Source organism: Comamonas testosteroni, assembly GCF_030505195.1.
Classification (GTDB): Bacteria; Pseudomonadota; Gammaproteobacteria; order Burkholderiales; family Burkholderiaceae_C; genus Comamonas; species Comamonas testosteroni_G.
Map to the genome: position 1 here is coordinate 4,498,239 of NZ_CP129672.1, position 23,164 is coordinate 4,521,402.

21 protein-coding genes are annotated in these 23,164 nt (G+C 61.2%); 12 read left to right on the forward strand and 9 right to left on the reverse strand.

Features of this window, described 5'->3' with window-relative positions; translation table 11 throughout:
* Nucleotides 1–8: 8 nt before the first annotated feature.
* Nucleotides 9–617: a UbiX family flavin prenyltransferase gene (locus QYQ99_RS20790; RefSeq protein WP_302089829.1), complete on the reverse strand. Its 609-nt coding sequence runs from the start codon at nt 615–617 to the stop codon at nt 9–11.
* A gap of 26 nt (nt 618–643) precedes the next feature.
* Here QYQ99_RS20790 and QYQ99_RS20795 point away from each other — a divergent pair, with 26 nt between their 5' ends.
* The 5 genes from QYQ99_RS20795 (at nt 644) to QYQ99_RS20815 (ending at nt 7,572) form a co-directional block, all read left to right on the forward strand.
* On the forward strand, nt 644–1,045 hold the full coding sequence (locus QYQ99_RS20795; protein ID WP_302089830.1) for a TIGR02444 family protein: 402 nt from the start codon (nt 644–646) through the stop codon (nt 1,043–1,045).
* 178 nt (nt 1,046–1,223) lie between these two features.
* Nucleotides 1,224–2,204 carry a LysR family transcriptional regulator gene (locus tag QYQ99_RS20800; protein WP_302089831.1) on the forward strand — a complete coding sequence of 327 codons (981 nt, stop codon included), beginning with the start codon at nt 1,224–1,226 and terminating at the stop codon, nt 2,202–2,204.
* 792 nt (nt 2,205–2,996) lie between these two features.
* Nucleotides 2,997–3,908: an SDR family NAD(P)-dependent oxidoreductase gene (locus QYQ99_RS20805; protein WP_302089832.1), complete on the forward strand. Its 912-nt coding sequence runs from the start codon at nt 2,997–2,999 to the stop codon at nt 3,906–3,908.
* 317 nt (nt 3,909–4,225) lie between these two features.
* Nucleotides 4,226–5,752, forward strand: coding sequence for a glutamate--cysteine ligase (gene gshA, locus QYQ99_RS20810; RefSeq protein WP_302089833.1), 1,527 nt, complete (start codon nt 4,226–4,228; stop codon nt 5,750–5,752).
* A gap of 155 nt (nt 5,753–5,907) precedes the next feature.
* Nucleotides 5,908–7,572: a methyl-accepting chemotaxis protein gene (locus QYQ99_RS20815; protein ID WP_302089834.1), complete on the forward strand. Its 1,665-nt coding sequence runs from the start codon at nt 5,908–5,910 to the stop codon at nt 7,570–7,572.
* Between the two features lie 28 nt (nt 7,573–7,600).
* On the opposite strand, the gene QYQ99_RS20820 is transcribed toward QYQ99_RS20815, so the two are convergent.
* Together QYQ99_RS20820 and QYQ99_RS20825 are read right to left on the reverse strand one after the other, a co-directional pair.
* On the reverse strand, nt 7,601–7,819 hold the full coding sequence (locus tag QYQ99_RS20820) for an oxidoreductase-like domain-containing protein (protein WP_302089835.1): 219 nt from the start codon (nt 7,817–7,819) through the stop codon (nt 7,601–7,603).
* Nucleotides 7,816–8,040 (reverse strand): hypothetical protein, encoded by a 225-nt coding sequence (locus QYQ99_RS20825; RefSeq protein ID WP_182283576.1) that lies wholly within the window; start codon nt 8,038–8,040, stop codon nt 7,816–7,818. Before QYQ99_RS20825 ends, QYQ99_RS20820 begins: the two co-directional genes overlap by 4 nt.
* A 123-nt stretch (nt 8,041–8,163) precedes the next feature.
* Here QYQ99_RS20825 and ylqF point away from each other — a divergent pair, with 123 nt between their 5' ends.
* Together ylqF and QYQ99_RS20835 are read left to right on the forward strand one after the other, a co-directional pair.
* Nucleotides 8,164–9,114 (forward strand): ribosome biogenesis GTPase YlqF, encoded by a 951-nt coding sequence (ylqF, locus tag QYQ99_RS20830; RefSeq protein WP_302089836.1) that lies wholly within the window; start codon nt 8,164–8,166, stop codon nt 9,112–9,114.
* 156 nt (nt 9,115–9,270) lie between these two features.
* On the forward strand, nt 9,271–11,556 hold the full coding sequence (locus tag QYQ99_RS20835) for a GGDEF domain-containing phosphodiesterase (protein WP_302089837.1): 2,286 nt from the start codon (nt 9,271–9,273) through the stop codon (nt 11,554–11,556).
* Between the two features lie 64 nt (nt 11,557–11,620).
* Here QYQ99_RS20835 and QYQ99_RS20840 read toward each other — a convergent pair whose 3' ends face one another.
* On the reverse strand, nt 11,621–12,817 hold the full coding sequence (locus QYQ99_RS20840) for a M20 aminoacylase family protein (RefSeq protein WP_302089838.1): 1,197 nt from the start codon (nt 12,815–12,817) through the stop codon (nt 11,621–11,623).
* 337 nt (nt 12,818–13,154) lie between these two features.
* Between QYQ99_RS20840 and QYQ99_RS20845 the strand changes: the two genes are divergently transcribed.
* A complete protein-coding gene (locus QYQ99_RS20845) occupies nt 13,155–14,174 on the forward strand; it encodes a DHH family phosphoesterase (protein ID WP_302089839.1) in 1,020 nt (339 codons plus the stop codon).
* 52 nt (nt 14,175–14,226) lie between these two features.
* On the opposite strand, the gene QYQ99_RS20850 is transcribed toward QYQ99_RS20845, so the two are convergent.
* The gene (locus tag QYQ99_RS20850) at nt 14,227–14,994 is read right to left on the reverse strand and encodes a pseudouridine synthase (protein ID WP_302089840.1); all 768 of its coding nucleotides are present in this window, start codon (nt 14,992–14,994) and stop codon (nt 14,227–14,229) included.
* A gap of 201 nt (nt 14,995–15,195) precedes the next feature.
* On the opposite strand from QYQ99_RS20850, the gene rarD reads away from it, so the two are divergent.
* Nucleotides 15,196–16,086 carry an EamA family transporter RarD gene (rarD, locus tag QYQ99_RS20855; protein WP_302093230.1) on the forward strand — a complete coding sequence of 297 codons (891 nt, stop codon included), beginning with the start codon at nt 15,196–15,198 and terminating at the stop codon, nt 16,084–16,086.
* A gap of 81 nt (nt 16,087–16,167) precedes the next feature.
* Entirely contained in the window at nt 16,168–17,163 is a 996-nt protein-coding gene (locus tag QYQ99_RS20860; RefSeq protein ID WP_302089841.1) for a diaminopimelate dehydrogenase, read from the forward strand.
* A gap of 95 nt (nt 17,164–17,258) precedes the next feature.
* Here QYQ99_RS20860 and QYQ99_RS20865 read toward each other — a convergent pair whose 3' ends face one another.
* Nucleotides 17,259–18,563, reverse strand: a complete 1,305-nt coding sequence (locus QYQ99_RS20865) for an MFS transporter (protein ID WP_302089842.1) — start codon at nt 18,561–18,563, stop codon at nt 17,259–17,261.
* Between the two features lie 344 nt (nt 18,564–18,907).
* On the opposite strand from QYQ99_RS20865, the gene QYQ99_RS20870 reads away from it, so the two are divergent.
* Nucleotides 18,908–19,255 carry a MoaF-related domain-containing protein gene (locus tag QYQ99_RS20870; RefSeq protein WP_003053278.1) on the forward strand — a complete coding sequence of 116 codons (348 nt, stop codon included), beginning with the start codon at nt 18,908–18,910 and terminating at the stop codon, nt 19,253–19,255.
* A gap of 438 nt (nt 19,256–19,693) precedes the next feature.
* On the opposite strand, the gene QYQ99_RS20875 is transcribed toward QYQ99_RS20870, so the two are convergent.
* On the reverse strand, nt 19,694–20,515 hold the full coding sequence (locus QYQ99_RS20875) for an META and DUF4377 domain-containing protein (RefSeq protein WP_302089843.1): 822 nt from the start codon (nt 20,513–20,515) through the stop codon (nt 19,694–19,696).
* A gap of 436 nt (nt 20,516–20,951) precedes the next feature.
* Between QYQ99_RS20875 and QYQ99_RS20880 the strand changes: the two genes are divergently transcribed.
* Entirely contained in the window at nt 20,952–21,410 is a 459-nt protein-coding gene (locus QYQ99_RS20880; RefSeq protein WP_302089844.1) for a DUF2242 domain-containing protein, read from the forward strand.
* Between the two features lie 112 nt (nt 21,411–21,522).
* Here QYQ99_RS20880 and QYQ99_RS20885 read toward each other — a convergent pair whose 3' ends face one another.
* Both QYQ99_RS20885 and QYQ99_RS20890 read right to left on the reverse strand, forming a co-directional pair.
* Nucleotides 21,523–22,404 (reverse strand): M23 family metallopeptidase, encoded by an 882-nt coding sequence (locus QYQ99_RS20885; RefSeq protein ID WP_302089845.1) that lies wholly within the window; start codon nt 22,402–22,404, stop codon nt 21,523–21,525.
* Nucleotides 22,405–22,518: 114 nt separating this feature from the next.
* Complete coding sequence (locus QYQ99_RS20890; protein ID WP_302089846.1) at nt 22,519–23,145, reverse strand: FMN-binding negative transcriptional regulator; 627 nt, start codon at nt 23,143–23,145, stop codon at nt 22,519–22,521.
* Between the last annotated feature and the right edge of the window lie 19 nt (nt 23,146–23,164).

Consider the following 23,164-nt stretch of genomic DNA (forward strand, 5'->3'; position numbering starts at 1 on the left):
CTCCTGTTTCATGAGACTTCGCTGCGGCGGATGGCCGAAAGCCCTTGCCAGCGCTTAACGGTGTTCACTTCGATATCGAAAAGATCCAGGACCCGGCCCAGCGAGTGGTCCACCATCTCGTCGAGATTGGCTGGGCGGGTGTAGAAGGCGGGCACCGGCGGGGTGACGATGGCGCCCATTTCCGTCACGGCCAGCATGTTTTTGAGGTGGGTGAGTGTCAGCGGCGTCTCTCTTGCCATCAGCACCAGGCGGCGGCGCTCCTTGAGCATCACGTCGGCAGCGCGAGAAATCAGCGTGGAGCCAATGCCGTTGGCAATCTCGGCCAGCGTTTTCATCGAGCAAGGTGCAATCACCATGCCCAGTGATTTGCAGGAGCCGCTGGCAACGCAGGCGCCGATGTCCTCGTTCTTGTGAACCTGTGCCGCCAATGCAGTGACCTGAGACAGCTTGAGATCGGTTTCCGCGCCCATGGTGATCAGCGCGGCGCGGCTCAGGATCAGGTGCGCATCAATGTCCGTACCCTGCAAAAGCTGTAGTAGCCTGTAGCCATAGATGAATCCGGATGCTCCGGAGATGGCCACGATCAGACGCTGACGGTTGACCTGCTGCATCTTCATGAAACTCTCCCAGACATATGAAAGCCATGACCCCGGAACAGGCCTGGAAGGAAATCGGTGAGCGCTATGCGGTTCCCGGTCGTGCGGCTGAGCTGCTGCTGCAGCAGGACGAGCGCGGGGTGGATGTGGTTCTGGAGCTTTTCTGCGAATGCGCGCAGGCTCGTGGATTCCGGCTCGATGCCCGGGACAGGCAAGAGGCTGATGATTGCGTGCGCGATTGGCGTGCGCAGGTGGTGCAGCCACTGCGTCAGGTTCGCCGTGCGCTGAAGCCCATGATGGAGCGGGTGAGCGATGCTGCGCAACTCAGAGCCCAGATTCAAGCGTCCGAGCTGCAAGCCGAACGCGTGCAAGTGGCGATGCTCTGCGAGTGGCTCGATAAATACCTGGCTCGATCTGCTGCGGCGAGTGCCGCTGGCTGCAAGATCTGAAGCTCCCCTTGAGAACGTGAGGGTAGAGCACAGCATCCTGGCCTCCTGCTTAGGAAAACCGACCCGACGAAGCCCTTTCGTCACGGGGATGAGTCAATGCTGGCAGAAGGTGAAGCTTTGTAAAACTATCGAGGGCTTATATATTCATTGCTGATTCATATGATTTGGCGATAAATATATGTCGATTACCCTACGTCAGCTGGAAGTGTTTGTCGCGGTTTCTGAGGAGGGTAGTCTCACCAGAGCCGGTGAATCGCTGGGCTTGCCGCAGTCCAGCATCAGCACCCAACTCAAGGAACTGGAGGGGTTGCTCGGCCTCAAGCTCTTCGATCGTCACACGCGCATGCTGCGCCTGACCGAGGGCGGCATGCAGATACTGCCGCTGGCGCGCAAAACACTGGCGGATCTGGCGGCCATGCTCGACGGCTCAGCGCAGCTCAAGACGCTGGAGAGGGGGCGGGTTTCGATTGCGGCTTCTTCCATGCAGGCGGCTCTGGTGCTTCCCCGAATGGTCAAGTTCTTCAGCGAGATGCATCCGGGCATCAAGATTGAGCTGCTCGATGTTACCCAGGACGATGTCATCCAGATGGTCAAAGGCGGTGCTGTGGATTTTGGCGTGGGTACGGCCTTTGGTGACCATGGAGATTTGTCTATGAAAACACTGTGGTCAGAACCTTTTTTTGCCGTGATGCCGCACGACCATGCTTTGGCGAAAAAAAGAAGCGTGACCTGGAAGGAGTTGCAAAAACACCCCTTGATAGGATCTCGCAAGGGAAATCCGGTGAGAACGGCGCTGGAGTTTTCTCTGGCTAGTGAAGGCGTGTCGCTGAAATACGTGCATGAAGTTGCACTGCCGTTGACCATTGTCGGTATGGTTGCAGGGGGACTGGGTGTGGGTGTTCTGACGGGCTCTACACGCCGCCTTTCGGAGTCGATGGGGTTAGTGCTTAAGCCTATTTCCCAACCTCGAATGGAGCGAGAAGTCGTGCTAGTGCTTCATGCCGCGCGTTCACTGTCTCCTGCAGCAAAGAAGTTCAGTGACGCATTGGTGAGTTGGACGAGTCTTAAAAGATCGCGCTCTAACGAAGATGACAATGATGGCCATTGGTTCTGCAATGTTTGCTATCAATTTGGATGCGCACTAAAGCATCAGATGTGATTCTGACCAGAGTTTTCTACATGGTTTTCAGGGCCCTGCTGATTGCGCACGTTCCTGCCGAATCAATCAGGTACTTCCATCTTCAAGGTGTTGAGTGTGGGGTCAACTGATCAATGCAATGCAACGACTGAGGCATGAAGCAAGGGCGGTGGGTTCACTACACAGAAGTTCAGAAAGTACGGGTGTGGTGTTGCTGAAAAGCTGGCGATAGCTTGCATGAGATCGGCAAGCAGTTGGGCTGAGCACACCTCCGTTCACTCCATCCTGAGTGGACCGTCCATCTGCGAGACGCCGATCGCGCTTGGCGCAGTCTCTGGCAGAGAGCGAATCAACCGGCTGACACTGCGGACAGCTAACCGGGAGGTTGGCACCATCAAATCCTTGACAGCGAACCACCTGGAAGGCATCAACATGAAAAAGATTCGCGAATGTGGCTTCTTGTCGGTGATTGCTTTGATTGACTCTGGAGGGTGTTTACGCCTTTAGTTCGACAGGGCTGCGCAAGTGATGCTCTGGAAGGCGCGTGGATGCTCGGCCTGTGTTTACGACTTTAATGACCCAGAACATCGTTTGTGGATAGTTGATTTGCTATTTAAAAGATAGCAATTATTGTATGTGAGTATTGAAATTTGAATGTTTTTAATATTGAAAGTAAGTGCTTGATTGCGGTAATAGCTTCTATATTAGTAGCATTCTACTGACTTACCCGCAGGCAGTCGCAAACGCTACGTTGCGCTGCAGCATGGGCGCTTAAAGTGGCCGCATCAATGCATAAGCAAGGAGCAAGACATCATGGCAATGGATTTTCAAGGTCGTGTGGCCATCGTGACGGGGGCGGGCGGCGGTCTGGGGCGTCTGCATGCACTGGCGCTGGCCAGGCGCGGCGCCAAGGTGGTGGTCAACGATCTGGGCGGCGCGGTGGACGGCTCGGGCGGCTCGGCCACGGCGGCGCAGCAGGTGGTGGATGAAATCCGTGCGGCGGGCGGCGAGGCGATTGCCAACGCGGCCTCCGTGACCGACTTCGACGCCGTGCAGACCATGGTCAAGCAAGCCATCACGGCCTGGGGGCGCGTGGACATTCTGGTCAACAACGCCGGTATTCTGCGCGACAAGAGCTTTGCCAAGATGGACATGGCGGACTTCCGCCTGGTCGTCGACGTGCACCTGATGGGCGCAGCCAACTGCTGCAAGGCCGTCTGGCCCTATATGCAGGAGCAAAACTATGGTCGCATCGTGATGACGACCTCGTCCACGGGCCTCTATGGCAATTTCGGCCAGGCCAACTATGGCGCGGCAAAGCTGGCCCAGGTGGGCCTGATGCAGACGCTGGCCATCGAAGGGGCCAAACACAATATCCGGGTCAATGCGCTGGCCCCCACGGCAGCCACACGCATGACGGCGGGCCTGCTGCCCGAGCCGGTGCTGGAGGCCCTGAAGCCGGAGGCCGTGGTGCCTGCCATGCTGGTGCTGGCGCACGAGAGCGCGCCCACGCGCACCATTGTCTGTGCCGGCGCCGGCGGTTTCGAGGCGGCGCACATCACCATGACCGAGGGTATCTATCTGGGCATGGGCGAGACCGTCCCCGAGGAGCTGGCCGCGCGCCTGGCCGAAGTCACGGCCAGCGAGGGCCAGCAGGTGCCGGCCAGCGGCTCCGTCCAGGGACAGGTGGAAGTGGGCAAGGCCATGAAAGCGCATGGACATTGATCAAGGCCAAAGTCGCCGCATTTTTTGCCCTGTACGAGCGGCAAGAGCTGCTAGCGGTTGCGATTAGCACAGCTGAAAAAAGCCCTCTTGCGAGGGCTTTTTCTGTTCTGGAGTGAGCATGTGCTCATGTCTGGGTTGCGGTTAACCTGACAAATTTCTGGTAGAGGTCCTGGCTCTTGGCAGCACAACAGGCCGAAAAACGTGGTTAAGCGGCCAGCCGCCATCGCGTTGCGTCTTGTTTCTCTATCATTCGCCGTCTGGGCGCGATTGGGCAGACGAAGTTTGTCGTCAGCGTCTTCACTAAGAAGGTAAGAACAATGAAGACATCGCAGGCCGCCGTGAATATGCCCACTGCCGAGAGGCTGCTGGGCATTCGTCGCGGCATCGAGAAAGAGGGGCTGCGGGCATTGGCTACAGGCTCGCTGGCCCTGACGCCGCACCCGGCGGAACTGGGCTCGGCTCTCACGCACCCACACATCACCACCGATTACAGCGAGTCCCAGCTGGAACTCATCACCGGCGCGCGCCTGGGGGTGGAGGAATGCCTGGACGAGCTGACCGAAGTCCATCAGTTCGTGCTGCGCAACCTCAGCGAAAGCGGCGAGCTGATGTGGAACTCCAGCATGCCCTGCCGCCTGCCCACGGACGAGACGATTCCGTTGGGCCGCTATGGCAGTTCGCACTCGGGCCGTTCCAAGAGTGTGTACCGCATGGGTCTGGGCCACCGCTATGGCCGCCGCATGCAGACCATCTCGGGGATTCATTACAACTGGTCGCTGCCCCGAGTGAGCAGTGACCAGTACTTTGCGCTGATCCGTAACTTCCGCCGCAACGCCTTCGTGCTGCTGTATCTGTATGGCGCTTCTCCCGCGCTGTGTCCCTGCTTTGTGGAAGGGCGTGAGCATCGCCTGCAACCGCTGGGCGAGGGCAGGCATGCGCTGTACCTGCCCTATGCCACATCGTTGCGCATGGGACGCCTGGGCTATCAGAGCGATGCGCAGTCCAGCATCAATGTCAGCTACAACGGACTCGACGGCTATGCGGACTCGCTGCATGAGGCGCTGACCCGTCCTTACCCGGCCTACGAGCAACTGGGCGTGAGGAACCCCGGTGGCGACTACAACCAGCTGGGCACGGGCCTGCTGCAGATCGAGAACGAGTTCTACGGCACCATCCGCCCCAAGCGCACCGTCAAGAGTGGTGAGCGCCCGCTTCATGCGCTGCGCGAACGCGGTGTGGAGTATGTGGAAGTGCGGCTCATGGACATCGATCCCTATGAAACCGTGGGCATTGCCGCAGCCACCATGCGCATGATCGACGTCTTCCTGCTGCACTGCCTGCACAGCGATAGCCCCGATGACACGCCTCAGGAAATTGCCGACCTCAAGCACAACCAGCATCTGGCCGCAGAGCAGGGCCGCGAGCCGGGCCTGAAGCTGGTGCGCAACGGCCAGCAGGTGCTGCTGACCGACTGGGCGCAGGATGTGCTGGAGCAGTGCCGCCCGTATGCCCAGGCATTGGACGCCGCTCACGGCACAAGCGACTACGGCGCTGCGCTGGATCAGGCTCTGGCCCGCGTGCAGGATGCGCAGTCCACGCCCTCGGCCCATGTGCTCAAGGAACTCACCGACGCCTATGACAATCGTTTCATCGACTTCATGACCATGCAGTCCGCCAAGGCCCGCGATGCCTTGCTGGCCATGCCCTGGACGGCCGAGCAGCAGGCGCGCTACGAGCAGATGAGCCAGGAGTCGGTGACCGCGCAGCAATCCATCGAGGCTGCCGACACCATGACGTTCGAAGAATGGCGCCAGCGCTATATGGACCCGGCCAGCCTGCGCTGATTCTCTGAATTCGATAGCTGAAAGCGCTTGTGGCCCTTGGGCTGCAAGCGCTTTTTCTTTTTGAGCAAGTCGCGATGTCACGGCCTTGTCATCTGTGTTTCATATCGTAACCATCAGCGGAGTGCTGCGCTCCGCGCTTGATCGGCGGTGTGCTCATGTTGTTGAAGAAATTCCAGAATCTTTCAGTGGCTCGCAAGATGTGGGCCTTGTTCCTGGGGCTGTTGCTGTGCAATGTGCTGGTGGCGGGCGGCTTGTTCAGCTATCTGCAGAATGTGGAGCAGCGGGTCAGCGCTGCTGTTCAGGCCACGGACAAGCGCATCAATCTTGCGCTGCGCTGGCAGGCGCTGACGCTGCAGAGCGTGGAGGCTGCGCTGGCCAGCGTGCTCTCCTCGGAAGAGCATCTGATTGCTCAGCTCTCGCAGAAAGCGCGTGGGCTGATGCAACAGGCCGGTGGTCTGCAGCAACAGGTGCAGGCCGATGCGCAGAGCGAAGTCGATCGCAGCGGCCTGGCCAGGGTGGAGCAGGAACGCAAGGCAGTGCTCGATATCTACGAGCAGGCCTATCAGGCCCGTGATCTGGGCAAGGCCTGGGAGGCGCAGAAGCTGGTAGACGAACAACTGATCCCCGCTTCCAGGCGCTATGTCCAGGCGCAGGATGCCTTTATCGAGGCCCAGCAGCAGCAGCGCCTGGAGGCCGAGCAGCATGGCCGCGAGCAAACCGCCATCGCCAAGCGCATGGCCATGGGTGTGGGCCTGTTCATGGGTCTGGTGGGGGCATTGCTGTCGCTGGCGACGATTCGCTCCATCACCACGCCCTTGAGCGAGGCCGTGCAGCTTGCGCAGACCATTGCGGCGGGCGATCTCAGCTATGCACCGCTGGCGACGGGGCGCAGCGACGAGCTGGGTCGGCTCATGCAGTCGCTGGCGCTGATGACGCGCCAGCTGCGCGGCCTGGTGGGTGAGGTGCAGGGCGGAGTGGAGGCCGTGGCCGCCGCATCCAGCCAGATGGCGCAGGACAACAGCGATCTCTCCGATCGCACGGCCCATGCGGCAGAGCAGCTCAAGGCCACGGTCAGCAGCATAGATAACATGGTCACCCTGGTCACCCATTCGGCCGACAGTGCGCGCCATGCCGACCAGAGCGCGCGCAGCGCCGCCGAGGCTGCGGCCAGCGGCGGCAGCGTGGTGCAGGAGGTGGTTCGCAATATGGAGCACATGGCGCAAAGCAGCCAGCAGGTGGCGGCCATTGTGGGGGTGATTGACGGCATTGCCTTCCAGACCAATATCCTGGCGCTGAATGCCGCCGTGGAAGCGGCGCGGGCAGGCACTCAGGGCCGTGGCTTTGCCGTGGTGGCGGCCGAGGTGCGCGAGCTGGCCCAGCGCAGCGCCGAAGCGGCCAAGCAGATCCGCCAGCTCATGGAGCATTCCACCAAGCAGATGAAGTCGGGACAGACATTGGCGCTGCAGGCCGGCCAGCGCATGGAGCATATCGTGCGCGATGTGCGCACGGTCAGCGGCCTGATCGCGTCGATCACCGAAGCTGCACAGGCGCAGAACCAGGGTATCGCCCAGATCAGTGAGGCGGTGCAGGCGCTTGACCACATGACCAGCCAGAACGCTGGTCTGGTGGCTGAGTCCAGCGCGGCAGCGCGCGAGCTATTTCATCAGGCGCAAAGGCTGGAGGCAGGGGCGGGGCGCTTCCGTATCGACTATCAAGCGCTGGATAACGAGATCGCCGAGATCGCCGATATCGAGGTAGATGTCATGGAAAAAGAAGTCCATGTGCCTCGCCTGGCTGCGCTGGAAGCCGAAATGGCATGAATCCCGAGTAGCGGGGCTCGGGTCTCGCTCAGGCCTCGGTCAGGACTTGGGCCGCATCCTCCAGCCAAAAAGTCAGCGCACCGTAATAACCTTCCCAGACGCAGCCGTTGCAGCCGCGCCCGCAGCAACTCGTGGGCTCGGGCGGCGGCTGGCGCAGCTTCACCGCCACTGCTGCGGCGCGCTGCTGCCATAGCGCAATCTGGCTGCGCGCCTGGGTCAGCGGCTGCAGCAGGGCTGTGTCGCTCATTTCTTGAAGCGAACCCAGAGAAACTGGGCGATGAATGCCAGACCCAGAACCAGAGCAAACCAGCCCACGATATGGGACTGGGCAAACAGCTGGGCAATTCCGCTTTCAGGCTTGAACACAGGTGCCAGCAAGATGATGATGCCGATCAGTGCAATCGTCAGGCCCTTGATCAGAACTTCGTTGCGGGCTTTGGACTTTTGGGGGGCGGAGGGCAAGGGCATAAGCGAGCGGACAGGTCAGAAAAGCAGAGGGAGATTATCCTTGCGCGCCTGAATTCACTGACATAAAAGGGTGTTTGCGCCCATTGCGTGCTCACACCCTGCAAAAAAGAAAGATCTCCGCTTATGGCCATCCAATGGTTTCCCGGTCACATGCATCTGACGCGTCAGGCCATCACGGAGCGCGTCAAGGAAATCGATGTGGTCATCGAGGTTCTGGATGCGCGCTTGCCTGGCTCCAGTGCCAACCCCTTGCTGCAGGAGATGACGGGCCACAAGCCGCGCCTGAAGATACTCAACAAGCAGGATATGGCCGATCCGGTACAGACCAAGGCCTGGATGGACTGGTACAACGCCCAGAGCGAGACGCGCGCCATTGCGCTGGATGCCTCGGAGCCAGCTCCCACCAAGCGCCTGATCGAGCAGTGCAAGCTGCTGGCGCCCTCGCGCGGCGGTCTGGCCAAGCCCATGCGCGTGCTGATCTGCGGCGTGCCCAATGTGGGCAAGTCCACGCTGATCAACTCCATGAGCGGCAAGACCCAGGCCAAGACCGGTAATGAGGCCGGTGTGACCAAGCTGGAGCAGCGCATCGTGCTGGCTGATGACTTCTATCTCTGGGACACGCCCGGCATGCTGTGGCCGCGCATCATCGTGGAGAAAAGCGGCTACAACCTGGCAGCCAGCGGTGCCGTGGGGCGCAATGCCTATGACGAAGACCTGGTGGCGCTGGAGCTGCTTTTGTATCTGCAAAAGCACTACGCTCCCATGCTGGAGGCGCGCTACAAGCTGGGCATCTCGGCCGAGGAGATCGCAGCATTGCACGATGACGAGCTGCTGACGCTGATCGGCAAAAAGCGTGGTGCCGTGATGAGCGGCGGCCGCGTGAACCTGCAAAAGGCTGCCGAGCTGGTGCTGACCGACTTCCGTGATGTGAGCATAGGCCGCATCACGCTGGAGACTCCGGCCGAATTCGAGGCCTGGCTTGCCGAGGGCCAGCAAAAGGATGCGGAGCGCCAGGCCAGGAAGGACGCCCAGACCAAAGCGCGCCGAAGCGCGCGGCGCCAGCAGCAGCGTTAGGCTGCTGGCGACAAGCCCGATGCAGCCAGGGCTGGCATGCGCTCAAGCCTTGCAGGCCGTGCCTCTGGGCTTTCAAGACCTGGCTCGCCGGACGATTGAACTAATTGGCAACTGCCCCTAGCATTCATCATTCAGTCTGAATGCCAAAGGGCTTGCATGCAGCGTCATTTCGTCGAGGCCAGATACCGGTTGCCCATGCGCCGCATGGTGTGGCTGGGCTGTCTCTGGATGTGGCTCCTGGGCGCCGCGATGAGTCTGGTCTGGTTGCTGACACCGGCGATGGACGACTGGGATCTGGCGCTGTCCGGCGGCGTCATGCTGCTTTCGCTGCTGTGCATGGGCCTGGCCAAGGCCAGGCAGTGGGTCTGGGCCGTGTCCTGCTTTGTCTGGGGCAACTGGCTGTTGAGCTTGCTCTGGGTCTGGCACATGGGAGGGCTCTATGGGCCGGGCGTGATGGCATTTCCTGCCTGGTTGGCTGTTGCGCTCTGGGTGCAGGGCACGCGTGCCGCCCTGACGATGCTGGGGCTGTCCTCCATCGTCGTTGCCGCCCTATGGTGGCTGGCTCCTCATATCGGCACTCCGTTTGCGACTCTATCGGCAGCCGAGCATCTGCTGGCGATGATGCATTTGCTGGGCATGATGATGCTGGTGCTCATCATTTGCTTGCAGGCAAGAGCCAGCCTGGGGCGGCGCGTGCAGAAAAGCCAGGAGATGCTGGCCGCACTGGAGGCCAGCCAGAACGAGTTGCGCAAGTTCTATCGGGCGGTCGAGCAGAACCCCGAGAGCATCGTCATCACCGATCCCGAGCTGAAGGTCATCTATGTCAACGAGGCCTTTCTGCTGCGCTCGGGCTATGCGCGTGAGCAGGTGCTCGGCCAGTCTACCGAACTGGTATCCACCATGGGCATGGACCGCAGTCATCGCCAGCGCGCGCTCAAGCAACTGGCCAAGGGAGGGCTATGGCGTGGCGAGATGACCAATCGCACGAGCAAGGGTGAGGCCTTGCGGGAGTCTGTGCTGGTGACACCGATTCGCACTCCTCAAGGAGAGGTCGTCAATTATGTGGAGCTCAAGCGCGATCTCTCCGAGCGCGTTCTGGCCGAGCGCCGTATCCACGATCTGGTCTACCTGGACTCACTCACAGGGCTGCCCAACCGCCATTCGCTGACCTTGCATCTGCGCGAACTGGCCCTGGTTCGGCAGGATGCCAGCCATGGCTTGCTGCTGCTGGATGTAGATCGCTTTTCCGTCTTCAACGATGTGCATGGCATGCAGCACAGCGACGAGTTGGTGCAGGCCATAGGGGCCAGACTGGTCGAGGTGCTGCCTGACGATGCCTGGATTGCGCGTATCGCGGCTGCGGAGTTTGCTATCGTCTTCGATAGCCTGCACAAGCATGCCCAGGGTGTGGAGGAGCAGCTGCAGCAGTACGCGCTGACCTTGAAGAAGGCCTTGCAAAAGCCGTTTTCCCTCGACAGCTGGGTGGAAACCGAGTTTGTCAGCTGTTGCATCGGTGGCGCGGTGCTGGAGCCGGCCATCAGAGGCGGCAACAGCCATGACGTGCTGCGCTTTGCCAGCGTGGCCTTGCATGAGGCCAAGCAGGGCGGTCCGGGCAGTGTGGTGCTGTTTGAGCCGCGCATGGCCCAGGATGTGTATCGGCGCGTGCGCATTGCCAGGGATTTGTACCATGGCATCTCCGACGGGGAGCTGCGTCTGTATCTGCAGAGCCAGACCGATGCGCGCGGTCGCTGTGTGGGTGCCGAGGCACTGGTGCGATGGCAGCACCCCGAATGGGGGCTGCTCAGCCCGGGAGAGTTCATTCCGGTGGCCGAGGAGTCCGAGCTCATTGTGCGTCTGGGCGATTGGGTGCTGCGTCAGGGCTGCATGCTGTTGGCCAGACCGGCCATGGCAGAGCGCGGATTGCGCCTGTCGGTCAACGTCAGCGCCCAGCAATTTGCGCATGACGACTTCATGGCCACGCTGGACAAGGTCTTGAGGGAAACCGGTGCCAATTCGCGCCAGCTGACACTGGAGATCACCGAAGGCACCTTGCTGCGGGATCTGGATCAGGCGCGTCGGCGCATGCTGGCACTGCGCGGCCTGGGCATAGAGATTTCTCTCGATGACTTCGGAACCGGCTACTCCAGCATGTACAGCCTGCAGCACCTGCCGATTCAGGAACTCAAGATCGACAGAAGCTTTGTCAGCGGCAGTCATCGTTCCGAAAAAGATGCGGCTCTGGTGGAGGCCATGCTGCTGGTGGCGCGCCGCTTGCAACTGCGCGTGGTGGCCGAAGGCGTGGAGCTGTCCGAGCAGGCGCTGCAGTTGACGCAGTGGAACCCGGATATCGTGCTGCAGGGCATGCTGCTCGGCATGCCCATGCCGCAGCAGCGTTGGCTGGTCGAGGTATTGGGCGAGCCCGATGCCGCCGCCAAGATATGAAAAAGCCCGCAACCATTGCTGGTTGAGGGCTGTCAGCTATGAATGGCGTAGTGGGTGGTAGTCGTCAGGCGGCAGGCTGCTCAAAATAGCGACGTGCCAGCAGATCCCAGAACCTGGAGCCGCGACCGATGTTGTCATCGTTGAAGTCGTAGGCCGGATTGTGCAGGCTCACGCCGGGCTGGTCTCCCTTGGCATTGCCAATCCAGCCATAGGCGCCGGGGACGGCCTCCAGCATGAAGCCGAAGTCTTCGGAGGTCATGGCGGGCAGCACATCGTCAAAGGCGTTGTCATTACCGACCACTTCACGCATCACGGCGGCCATGAACTTGGCTTCGCGGGCGTGGTTGGTGGTGTTGGGGTAGGAGCCGGGGCGCAGCGTGAACTCGGCCGTGCACAGATGGGCGGCTGCCACATGGCTGCTGATGCGCTTGAGGCCTTCAACAAACATCTCGCGCGTTTCCTTCTTCAGGGTGCGCACGGTGCCGGCGATGATGGCGTCATCGGGAATGATGTTTTCCACGGTGCCGCTGGTGATCTTGCCCACTGTGAGCACTGCCGAGTCCAGCGGATCGGTGCTGCGCGAGACCAGGGTCTGCAACTGGCTGACGATGGCGCAGGCCACGGGAATCGGGTCCAGCGTGGTGTGGGGCATGGCCGCATGGCCGCCCTTGCCGTGGACTCTGATCTGAAAGCGCAGGGTGGAGGCCATGATGGGGCCTACGCGCACCGCCATTTGACCTGCCGGCAGCGATGGCCAGTTGTGCAGCGCAAACACAGCTTCGCAGGGGAATTTGTCGAACAGGCCATCGTCCATCATGGCCTTGGCGCCAGCGCCGCCTTCTTCGGCTGGCTGGAAGATCAGGTGTACGGTGCCGTCAAAGTCGGGCTGCTGAGCCAAGGTGGTGGCAGCGCCCAGCAGCATGGTGGTGTGGCCGTCGTGGCCGCAGGCATGCATGCGGCCCTTGTTTTGGCTGATGTGCCCGAAGGTGTTGATTTCCGTGACCGGCAGGGCATCCATGTCGGCGCGGATGCCGATGCTGCGGCCGGGGTTGTCCTTGCTGCGGCCCTTGCCATAGATGCTGGCGACAACGCCAGTCTGGCCCAGGCCACGATGCACGGTCAGGCCCAGGGCCGTGAGATATGCGGCTACCTTGTCGCTGGTGCGGTGCTCTTCGTATTTGAGCTCAGGATTGGCGTGCAGGTCGCGGCGAAAACTGAGCAGCGTACCGAGGTGAGGAGTGATATCGGGTGTAGATCGCATACAGGGGCCGCGGAGCACCCAGCGCTGTAACTGTCCTGGCAGGCAAGCGTTGCGGGCCTGCCGGTGACCGCAGCATTTCAATAGCAAGACCCCCATCATAGGCGTATGCGAAGAGTGGGGGCTTAGGTAGATACCGAAATCAGGGATTTCAGCGCTTGTGGTAACCGAGGGAAAAGCAAGCGGTGACTTACCAGGCATGAGGCCTCTTGCGGGCGGCCGGATGAGCCCCGCTGGCCGTGTCTGGCAGGGCGAAATAGCTGCTGGATGCAGCCAGCCGTGAACCCGCAATGCCCCGTGCGTCGCCTCGTTTCGGCGCAAGCGGCGAAAATGCCGGGCTATGACCGCACAGAACGCCAAAATTTCCCTGTTCCAGCAGTTGCTGGTGCGCCCCGATCGCAACGATCCCAACCCCCTCATCCTCTACCATGGCCGTCGCTGCCCCGACGGCTTCGGCGCGGCGCTGGCGGCCTGGCTGTTCTATGAAGGTCAGGCCGAGTTTCGCGGTCTGGATCACGGCGAGATTCAGACGGCCGATGACTTGGGCGAGCTGGCTGGTCGCGCCGTCTATGTGCTGGACTTTGCCTTCGAGCCCACGCTGATGGCCGAGATCGAGTCGCGCGTGGCCAAGCTCGTGGTGCTGGACCATCACAAGAGCGCGGCCGAGAAACTCAGCGGCTACCAATGCCAATGCGGCGTGGTGCATTTCGATATGAGCAAGTCCGGCGCGCGTCTGGCCTGGGAGTTTTTCCAGGCCGACAAGCCCGTGCCCGGTCTGATTCGCTACATCGAGGACCGCGATATCTGGAAATGGGAATTCCCCGAAAGCGCGGCGTTTCTCGCGGCTCTGGATATGGAGCCCGTGCGCAGCTTTGAGCGCTGGGCCGAGATTGCGGCCTTCACGCCCGAGCAGGAAACCGTCTACATGGCCCGTGGCGGCGCCATGGACGAGAAATTCCAGAAGCTTTGTGCCGATATTGCCGACGGCGCCCAGGTGCTGGTCTTCAACGGCAGGCAGGGCCTGATGGTCAACTGCCCGGGCATGTTCCACAGCCAGGTGGGTGACTTGCTGGCACGCCAGAGCGGCAGCTTTGCCCTGATGTGGCATGCCAATCACAAGGGCACCAAGGTGGGCCTGCGCTCGCGCTCGGACTTCAACTGCATTCCTCTGGCCGAGAGCTTTGGAGGCGGCGGTCACGCCCAGGCCTGTGGCTTCAAGATGGGCAACGAGCGTCTGGTGGAGTTGCTGCAGGGCGAGCTCAAGGCCGACCCCGAAGCGCAGTACGATTTCCTGGCCGCACCTAGCCTGCAGTTCGACGAAGAGGGCAAGTGGATTCGCGCCACGCCCAAGTCTGCGTAATAGCAAAAATAATAGCTGTCAGTTCTTTATATAAAAAGACTTTCAGCTATTTTTATGGGGTGGACTGCCAGCCCGGCAGGGCCAGCAGCGTTTGCCAGTCCTGTGCTTCCTGTACCTGGGGCAGGGTGGACCAGTCGGCCTCGAAGCGCAGCGGCTGGCCGCTCACGGGGTGAGCGATCTCCAGTGCCCTGGCATGCAGCCACAGCCGTTGCTGACCCAGGCGCTCGGCCCACCAGCGGTTCAGCGGACCTTTGCCGTGGGTGGCGTCGCCGATGATGGGGTGGGCCACATGCTTGAGGTGACGGCGGATCTGGTGTCTGCGGCCCGTGGTGGGCAGGGCTTCGACCAGGCTGATGCGGGTCTCGGGGTGCCGGCCGTCATAGCTTTCGGGCCAGGACAGGCGTGCCAGGCAGCGCAAGCGCGTGTGCGCCTCCTGCACCGGGGCATCCTCGGGTGCATCGTCGGGCTTGAGGGGGTGATCGACTTCCACTATTTCGGGCAACCAGCCGCGCACCAGGGCCCGATATTCCTTGCGGGTTTCATGGACTGCAAAGCTCGCCGCCAGGGCCTGGGCCGCTTGCTTGTTCAGTGCCATGAGCAGCACGCCGCAAGTGCCCTTGTCCAGCCGGTGCACCGGCCAGACATGGCGACCCAGCTGGTCGCGCAGCGTCTGCATGACAAAGCGCGTCTCGTGCGCATCCAGCCCTGTGCGATGCACCAGCCAGCCGGCGGGTTTGTAGACGGCGACCAGGTGCTCGTCCTGCCAGAGGATATGCAAAAGGGGATTGGCAGAGCAGGCGGTCGGGGCGGTGTCGGGCATGAGGAGGACAGGCAATACAGGGCGAGCCGCACTCTAGCGCACAGTGCAAAGCTTTGCTGACCAGGGCCTGCCTGCTGGCAGGCCGCGCCGTGGCCGAGAATCGGTGCGGGCCGCTCTACGTCGGCTCATTTTTGGGGAATAGGTGCCGCGCATGATGGATCGATGCCGGCAGCCATTTGGAGGCTTGATCTTGTGTCTGTGATGTTCAAGGGCGTGGTGGTTTCGGTACTGGCGTCCGTGCTGTTCGCTTCGCTGTATTACCTCTCGCCTTTTCTCGCCCCGCTCGATGGCGAGCAGATCTTTGGCTGGCGCGTGCTGGTGACCTTGCCCTTCACCACGGCCCTGCTGTTCGCTCTCAAGGAGGTGGCGGCGGTACGCGCCTTGCTGGCGCGAGCCCTGGCCCAGCCCCGGTTTGGACTGCTGCTGGTGCTGAGCTCGGCGCTGCTGGGCGTGCAGCTGTGGATCTTCATGTGGGCACCGATGAACGGGCGCGCGTTGCCGGTGTCACTGGGCTATTTTCTGCTGCCGCTGGTGATGGTCGTGGCCGGGCGTGTGCTGTTTGCCGAGCGCCTGACGCCCGGCCAGGGCCTGGCCGCGCTGGTGGCGGCGGCGGGTGTGGCACACGAGTTCTGGCAGGCGGGCGGTATGTCCTGGGAGACCTGGGTGGTGGCGCTGGGTTACACGGTGTATTTCTTGCTGCGCCGGTGGCTGCAGACCGATACCCTGGCAGGTCACTGGATCGACATGGCCCTGCTGGTACCGGTGGCCGTCGGCTTTACGCTGCGCGTGCCCGGCAGTTGGCCGCTGCTGGCGGGCCATCCCTCGCTTTGGGCCCTGCTGCCCTTGCTGGGCATCGTCAGCGCCGTGGCGCTGGCGCTTTACATGATTGCCAGTCGCTGGCTGCCACTGGGGCTGTTCGGACTGCTTTCCTATGTGGAGCCGGTCTTGCTGGTCGTGGTGGCCTGGCTGCTGGGCGAGAGCATGGAGCCACAGCAGCAACTGAGCTATGCGCTGATCTTTGCCGCCGTGGGCCTGCTGATCGGCGACGGTTTGCGGCATTCATGGCGTGGGCGTTCACACACATCGGACTGAGATTGCTGCAGTTTCAGCCCCAATTTGGTGCATCAAAGGACAATAATTGAAGTTTTGTTTTGTTTGAAGGAATTGCTCGTCATGGCATCGACTCCATCCCCTATCCGCGTTGCTATCGTTGGTTACGGCAATCTGGGCCGCGGCGTGGAAGCTGCTGTCGCCAGGAACCCCGATATGCTGCTCAAGGGGATTTACACCCGTCGCGACCCTTCCCAGCTCCAGCCCCTGAATGCAGGCACACGGGTGCACTCCATGGACGCCTTGCTGTCGCACAAAGGCCAGGTCGATGTGCTGATTCTCTGCGGCGGCTCCAAGGACGATTTGCCCAGGCAGGCGCCCGAGCTGGCGGCCCATTTCAATCTGGTCGACAGCTTTGACACCCATGCCCGCATCCCTGAACACTTTGCCAATGTGGACAAGGCCGCTCAGGGGGGGCAGTGCACGGCCCTGATCTCGGCCGGCTGGGACCCGGGCATGTTCTCCATCAACCGCGTGCTGGGTGAAGCCCTGCTGCCTGACGGCGCTACCTACACCTTCTGGGGCAAGGGCCTGAGCCAGGGGCATTCCGACGCCATCCGCCGCGTCGAAGGCGTGGCCGGCGGCGTGCAGTACACCATCCCTGTGGAAGAGGCCATCAACAAGGTGCGCTGCGGCGTGCGCCCCGAGCTGTCCACTCGCCAGAAGCACCAGCGTGAATGCCATGTGGTGCTCAAGGATGGCGCCGACGCCGAAGCCGTGCGCAAGACCATTGTGGAAATGCCTCACTACTTCGACCAGTACGACACCACGGTCCACTTCATCAGTGCCGAAGAGCTGGCACGCGATCACTCTTCCATGCCCCATGGCGGCTTTGTGATCCGCAGCGGCAACACCAGTGCCGAGAACAAGCAGGTCATCGAATACCGTCTGCAGCTGGACAGCAACCCCGAGTTCACTTCCAGCGTGCTTGTTGCCTATGCCCGCGCCGTGCATCGCCTGGCCCAGGCCGGCCAACATGGCTGCAAGACCGTGTTTGACGTGGCCCCCGGCCTGCTGTCGCCCAAGAGCACCGAACAACTGCGTGCCGAGCTGCTGTAAATTAGCCGCCGCGATCAGGAAAAAAGCCTCGCAGACTCTGCGAGGCTTTTTTGTGTCGAAACGGGTTGCAGCGCTAATCGCCCGATGGTTGGCAGTTATTGATTTGCAAGTGGTTGCGGGGGCTCGAGGCCGCTCACGCGCGCTGCATCTTCGAGCCTGTCCACATCGCGCAGAGGTTTGAACAGCGTCATCCAGCCGCCCACCACGCCCAGGGTGCACAGGCTGCCCAGAATGGCGGCAGGAACTGCGCCAAACCAGGACGCGCTGCTGCCTGCGCGGAACTCGCCCAGCTCGTTGGAGGAGCCGATGAACAGCATGTTCACCGCATTCACGCGGCCGCGCATATGGTCGGGCGTGGAAAACTGCACCAATGCGCCGCGAATATAGACGCTGACCATATCGGCCGCGCCGGCCACGGCCAGTGCCAGCATGGACAGTACAAACCAGTGCGAGAGCGCAAACACCAGATTGGCCAGTCCGAACACTGCTACGGCGGCAAACATCACCTTGCCCACGCGGCGGTTGATGGGGCGCGATGCCAGCCACAGGCCCATGCAGACCTCACCCGCAGCCATGGAGGAGCGCAGCAGGCCCAGTCCTTGCGGACCTACCTGAAGCACTTCATGCGCATAGACGGGCAGCAGGGCCACAACGCCGCCCAGCAGCACAGCAAACAGATCGAGCGAGATGGTGCCAAGGATGATGGGGCGGGTACGCATGAAATGCAGGCCTTCGGAAAAGCGTTGCCACATGGTTGTTGGCACGTCAGTGACGATCCTGGGGCTGGCAAAGTGCACGGGGACCTGGCTGAGCAGGCCTGCGCCTAGAAGCAGAGCAACGCCGCAGACCGCATAGGTCAGCACGCCGCCGCCAAGCGCATACAGCAGGCCGCCCAGCACGGGAGCGGCAATCGCCGAGATACGCATCAGCATGCTGTTGGTGGCAAGGGCCTGGGCCAGTCGCTCGCGGGCTACGATCTGCGGCAGCAGGCTTTGCAGCGCCGGTCCGCTGAAGGCCCGGCTGCAGCCAAACAGCACCAGCACGGCGTAGATCCAGTGCACATTGTGCGCGCCGCTCTCGGCCAGCAACCAGAGCAGGCCTGAGCAAACTGCGGCCACCAGCCAGCTGATGCCGAGCAGCCGCTTGCGGCTCATGCGGTCGCTGAGATCGCCAGCGGGAATCAGCAGACCAGCCATGGGCAGGAACTGCGCCAGCCCGACATAGGCCAGAGACAGCGGCTCACGCGTGATGTCATACACCTGCCATGCCACCACAACGGCCTGCATCTGCTGGGCAAACATGGCAAGCATGCGTGCCAGCACGAAATTGACAAAAGCGGGATCGCGCAATGGTGGGGTGGTGGAGGCCTGAGGCGCTGTAGAGGTGACGGGGGTAGACAAGGTGAGATCCGTGAGTGCGGCTGGTGAGGCGGGAGTTGGCCTGGGCCGACTTCCTGCCTTGGCGACCGGAAATGTCAGAGGGCCGAGTATGCGCGATTGCCTTGTTTTCTGCAGTGCCTGTGGCCGTTATGAGCGTTCACTTCTGTTGTGGTTCATATCCGGCAAGCAGGCTGCGGCTTGACCTTCACGCCATGCAGGAGAGAAGCCTTGTGTGTCAAAAAATGTTGACCGACGAATGCATGAGCCACTTTCCCACACCCAAAGAAACGGTGGCGATTCATCATAGCTTCACACGAATGGTTTTGCGTTATGAATAGCGAAGCTTTCTCTCAAGGAGTCACATCATGTCCATGCTTTCGATGCAATACGCAGGAACTCTTCTGGGCCGCGAAGCAGTCATTGAATTCCCGGACAGTCAGGCCCAGGTCCGCTACACCGCCAGCGGTCAGATGCGCTGGCGCGTGGTGGACTCGCAAGGGCATATTTCCGAGGGCTGCGAGAATCTCAGCTATCTGCAACTGAGCGACCACCTGCATTTTTTGAACTGGATCGAGAAAACCGGCTTCACGGTCAGCCAAGTCATAGACTCGGCCAAGGGCACGGTTCAGGCTTTCTGGTCCTACGCTGACAACCAGTGTGAAAGCGGCCATCGCTCCTCCATGTTTGTGGAAGGCCGCTTCCGTCTGCGTTGAATCTGCCGGTTCTTGCTCAGGGCATGGAGCGGGGGTAAGAGCCAGCTCAATGATTTGCGTGTGTGAGGTCAGTGACTTTCCTCTCTTGCCGACATCCGAATAGTGCCGGCTTTTTTCTCCGTGAAACATCGCAGGCTCAACCATCCCTGCGTATTTTTTGATCGCAGGGCCCGAAGTCAATGCCCGTGCGGCCTCGCCCTGTTTTCCCGAGGCTTGTCCACAGGCGTCTCCACAGACGCTGGGCATAACCTGCAATCCTGTTTTCCGAACTGCTGCGTTCAGAAAAAACTCCCTAAGTAGTTATTGCCAAAGGAAAATCGTCCTTTGGCAATGAATCTGATTGATAAAGCCTGGAGCGTGAAACATCGGCGTTGAATGTGCGCATGAAAATAGAAAAGCCGGCACCTGGGCCGGCTTTTTCAATGCCTGAGCGCTGATTTACTTGCGCTTGTCAGCGATGGCCGAGGACACCACCATGTCCAGCACATAGACATAGCTTGAAGCATCGGCGGGAACATTCTGGCGCTTGAAGCGGTTGATGCGCAGCACATTGCTCACACCGGCTTCGTGCTTGTAGCCTTCAATCTCGCTGTAGAAGTTCTCCCACTGGCCGGTATAGGTCTTGACGCCGTTGTCGCCGTAGCGGATCTCGCGCACCTGCAGACACTGATGGCGGCCTGCACCTGCACTACAGGCCTTGCGCTCGGGACCGACCTCGAGAAATATGCGTTCGGGCGCGCTGCCGTATTGGGTCTGGGCGGTGGGCTTGCCGTTGAGCTGCCAGCGCGTGCCATCAATGAACTGCAGCGTCAGGCGAGGCTGTTCAGTAGTGGAGCCGCCGAGCTGCACGTTCCACTGCTTGGCCGTAGGCAGAATGCGCGCAACCTTCTGCTCCAGCATCATCAGCTGGCTGTCATTGCAGGCACGCAGGGTGCTCATGCCGCGCTGCAGATTGATGCGCTGGCCTTCAACGGTGTAAGCCGACGAGATGACGTTGCACAGATTCTTGACGACGACGCGCTGGTCCACGAAGTCCAGCTCGATAGGTGCCTGGCTGGAGCTCAGAAACCAGCTCTGGTCTTCATTGCCGGCTGGCGTGAAGGCCTCTTGCAATTTCCAGTGGTAGGCGGTCAGCGACGCGGCATCGCCTGCGGGGCCTGTAGGGCCGGGCTTGCTTGCACCGCCGCCGCCTGTCGTACCGCAGGCGGCAAGCGTCATGGAAGCAACAAGGGGAAGGCACCAGGTCCAGCGAAATTTCATAGGGTTTCCTTAAGGTGGAATAGAGGAATACGGCAAACCGTGTCAGCACAAACAGAGTCTCTGTTGACCATATCAGTTCCCTGCGGTTTTATCTGACCTTAACTCAACGTTGCTGTTGTTTTGCGCTTCGACAACCTCAGAGTGTCAACAAATGCTGCGCTCTGACGGGCGGAGAAATCAGATGTGCAGCTCGGGCGTGAAGCCCCTGTAAAGATCGAAAAAATCCGTACGTCTAGACAGCGCTTCGTCAAATTAGTCTTCGCCAAGCTGCTACGCTTCAAAGGTTCGGGCTATGAAGAAACTATGGCCCAGGCATCAAGGAGTTTCTGTGCGCTTAGGTGGTGTTGCTTTGTTTGGGCTGAATTGGGGGCGGCTGGGTTCTGTGGGCATATTGGCAGGTTTGCTGGGGGCATGCTCGGCAACGGCACCCCAGCATATGCCGGTACAGGAGACCTTCGACTCCAGTTCCACGTTTTCCCGCGGCTTTGATGCGACACCGGCACAGACTTGCGAGGCCGCGCGTCGCGCCTTGTTGAGCCAAGGCTATATCGCAACGGCCAGGACGCAGGAGCTGATAGAAGGGCGCAAGAACTTCCAGCCCAATACGGAGACCAATCTGGAAATCAATTTCCGTGTGGTCTGCGTTCCGCAGACCAGCGATGGCCTGGTCAGTCTGGGTTTTGCGACAGCGTTGCAGGATCGCTATTCGCTCAAGAAAAGCGCGACCTCGGCCAGCGTGGGCGTGAGCGCTCTGGGGTCGCTGTCTCTGCCGTTTTCTTCCAGCAACGATTCGCTGGTCAAGGTGGGCAGCGAGACCATTTCCAAACGCAGCTTCTACGACAGTTTTTTCGAGCTGGTGGAAAACTATCTGAAGCAGGATCAGGATTCACCATAGTTTCGAGCAAACCGGTCTGTAGCGCTTGGTAGGTCGGGCGCTTGTGATTCTGATCTGGTAGCAGGAACTAAAAAGCGGCTCGCGGAGCCGCTTTTTAGTCGGCGAAATCCGTTCAGATGAACAGCGCCGGGTCCACCATGGCGCGGTTCAGCATCACGCTCCAGTGCAGGTGGGGTCCGGTCACGCGGCCGGTGGCTCCGACCTTGCAAAACGCATCGCCCGTCTGCAACTGCTCGCCTGGCTTGCAGTCCACCTGGCTCAGGTGGCAGTACATGGTGAGCAGGCCGCCGCCATGGTCCAGCCAGACCGTGCCGCCATTGAAGAAATAGTCGCCCACATCAATCACCTTGCCGGGCAGCGGTGCACGCACCGGCGTGCCCGTAGGAGCGGCGATGTCCATGCCGCTGTGCGGATTGCGCGACTGGCCGTTGAAGACACGGCGCAGGCCGAAGCTGCTGGAGCGGCGACCCGGCACCGGCACGCGCATGTGCAGGCTGCCGGAAGGCGGCGGCTCGGTGAAGGTGGCCATCACGGTCTTCAGGTGGGCGGCCTCGCGCTCATAGCGGGCATTGTCTTCGGCAGACAGATCCACCGTCTTGGGCGAGACTTTGAGGCGTTGCTCCACATACTGTTTGTCGCGCACCGTATAGCTCATGGTGCGCAAACGGCCGTCGGCCTTCACGCCAACGCTTTGCTCACCCGGTGTGGCGGCAAGCGGTATGCCCACGAGTGCGGTCCATTCGATCATGTCTCCAACCACCAGAATCTCTGCCTCTGCGGCCGTGACCAGGGGACGTGCGGAAGCCGGGCCCAGCGACAGGCGTGCGACGCCGCCAGGAACCCTGCTGTCCTGAGGCCAGAGCGCGTTGTCCGGGCTGGCGCTGCGTGCAGCCCAGGCCGGTGCAGCGGAAAACAGCGCCGTTTGCGCCATCCATTGCAGCAGACGACGGCGTTCGGGCGGGAGAGAAGGGCTGGTGAGTTTTTCGGTTGGCATGGTGCTTATCGGGTTGTGCATGCATTGTGCTGTATTGCTATCGATAGCGGAGCTAATGGCGATACAGGGATGGGAGCTTTGCGCTGGCTATGCCTTGAAGACCGGTTGCGGTGATCAGGGCTGGCGCATGCTCCGGGCCAGATCCAGCTGTCCCAGCTGCTCCAGGGCCTGGACCGCACCGAGCCGGTCGCGCTGCTGCTTGTTCTGGCTCAGCTTGAACTTGGCTTCCAGGCGGTCGACGGTAATTTCCAGGCCCACGATGGCGCCGAGCATGCGCTGCAGATAGTCGGGCGGAGCGTCGCTCATCTTCCATGGGGCCTGGGCATTGTTGTTGGCCTCATGGCGGCGGGTGAGCCGGCCCACCACGCCGCGCACGAACTTTTCATCGTCGCGAACGCTGATGCGGCCAAGCGCATGGACCACACGGTAGTTCCAGGTCGGTACCTGCTCATGGTTCTCGTGCTTGCTGGGATACCAGTTGGGGGAGATATAGGCATGCTCGGCACGGAAGATCACCAACACGGAGTTGTCTTCCCGGATCTGCTGCCACACAGGATTGGCGCGCGCCACGTGGGCGATCAGGCGCAGCAAACCGTCCTCGCCCTGCAGCAACTCGAAAGGCAGGTGATTGGCATCCAGTCCCGCGTCGGACTGGGTGACCAGGCAACCCAGCGGGTGAGCCTGGATCAGTGCATGCAGGGTGGCGGGGTCGTCGACCTTGAAATGGCTGGGGTTGTACATGAAGACCTGCTGCAGTGAG

What these genes read in the sequence shown, in the direction of transcription:
- QYQ99_RS20800 (WP_302089831.1), top strand. Translation starts at nt 1,224, where the DNA reads ATGTCGATTACCCTACGTCAGCTGGAAGTGTTTGTCGCGGTTTCTGAG.
- QYQ99_RS20805 (WP_302089832.1), top strand. Translation starts at nt 2,997, where the DNA reads ATGGCAATGGATTTTCAAGGTCGTGTGGCCATCGTGACGGGGGCGGGC.
- QYQ99_RS20845 (WP_302089839.1), top strand. Translation starts at nt 13,155, where the DNA reads ATGACCGCACAGAACGCCAAAATTTCCCTGTTCCAGCAGTTGCTGGTG.
- QYQ99_RS20795 (WP_302089830.1), top strand. Translation starts at nt 644, where the DNA reads ATGACCCCGGAACAGGCCTGGAAGGAAATCGGTGAGCGCTATGCGGTT.
- gshA (WP_302089833.1), top strand. Translation starts at nt 4,226, where the DNA reads ATGAAGACATCGCAGGCCGCCGTGAATATGCCCACTGCCGAGAGGCTG.
- ylqF (WP_302089836.1), top strand. Translation starts at nt 8,164, where the DNA reads ATGGCCATCCAATGGTTTCCCGGTCACATGCATCTGACGCGTCAGGCC.
- QYQ99_RS20870 (WP_003053278.1), top strand. Translation starts at nt 18,908, where the DNA reads ATGTCCATGCTTTCGATGCAATACGCAGGAACTCTTCTGGGCCGCGAA.
- QYQ99_RS20875 (WP_302089843.1), bottom strand. Translation starts at nt 20,515, where the DNA reads ATGAAATTTCGCTGGACCTGGTGCCTTCCCCTTGTTGCTTCCATGACG.
- QYQ99_RS20860 (WP_302089841.1), top strand. Translation starts at nt 16,168, where the DNA reads ATGGCATCGACTCCATCCCCTATCCGCGTTGCTATCGTTGGTTACGGC.
- QYQ99_RS20850 (WP_302089840.1), bottom strand. Translation starts at nt 14,994, where the DNA reads ATGCCCGACACCGCCCCGACCGCCTGCTCTGCCAATCCCCTTTTGCAT.
- QYQ99_RS20890 (WP_302089846.1), bottom strand. Translation starts at nt 23,145, where the DNA reads ATGTACAACCCCAGCCATTTCAAGGTCGACGACCCCGCCACCCTGCAT.
- QYQ99_RS20825 (WP_182283576.1), bottom strand. Translation starts at nt 8,040, where the DNA reads ATGCCCTTGCCCTCCGCCCCCCAAAAGTCCAAAGCCCGCAACGAAGTT.
- QYQ99_RS20835 (WP_302089837.1), top strand. Translation starts at nt 9,271, where the DNA reads ATGCAGCGTCATTTCGTCGAGGCCAGATACCGGTTGCCCATGCGCCGC.
- QYQ99_RS20815 (WP_302089834.1), top strand. Translation starts at nt 5,908, where the DNA reads ATGTTGTTGAAGAAATTCCAGAATCTTTCAGTGGCTCGCAAGATGTGG.
- rarD (WP_302093230.1), top strand. Translation starts at nt 15,196, where the DNA reads ATGTTCAAGGGCGTGGTGGTTTCGGTACTGGCGTCCGTGCTGTTCGCT.
- QYQ99_RS20790 (WP_302089829.1), bottom strand. Translation starts at nt 617, where the DNA reads ATGAAGATGCAGCAGGTCAACCGTCAGCGTCTGATCGTGGCCATCTCC.
- QYQ99_RS20885 (WP_302089845.1), bottom strand. Translation starts at nt 22,404, where the DNA reads ATGCCAACCGAAAAACTCACCAGCCCTTCTCTCCCGCCCGAACGCCGT.
- QYQ99_RS20840 (WP_302089838.1), bottom strand. Translation starts at nt 12,817, where the DNA reads ATGCGATCTACACCCGATATCACTCCTCACCTCGGTACGCTGCTCAGT.
- QYQ99_RS20820 (WP_302089835.1), bottom strand. Translation starts at nt 7,819, where the DNA reads ATGAGCGACACAGCCCTGCTGCAGCCGCTGACCCAGGCGCGCAGCCAG.
- QYQ99_RS20880 (WP_302089844.1), top strand. Translation starts at nt 20,952, where the DNA reads ATGCCGGTACAGGAGACCTTCGACTCCAGTTCCACGTTTTCCCGCGGC.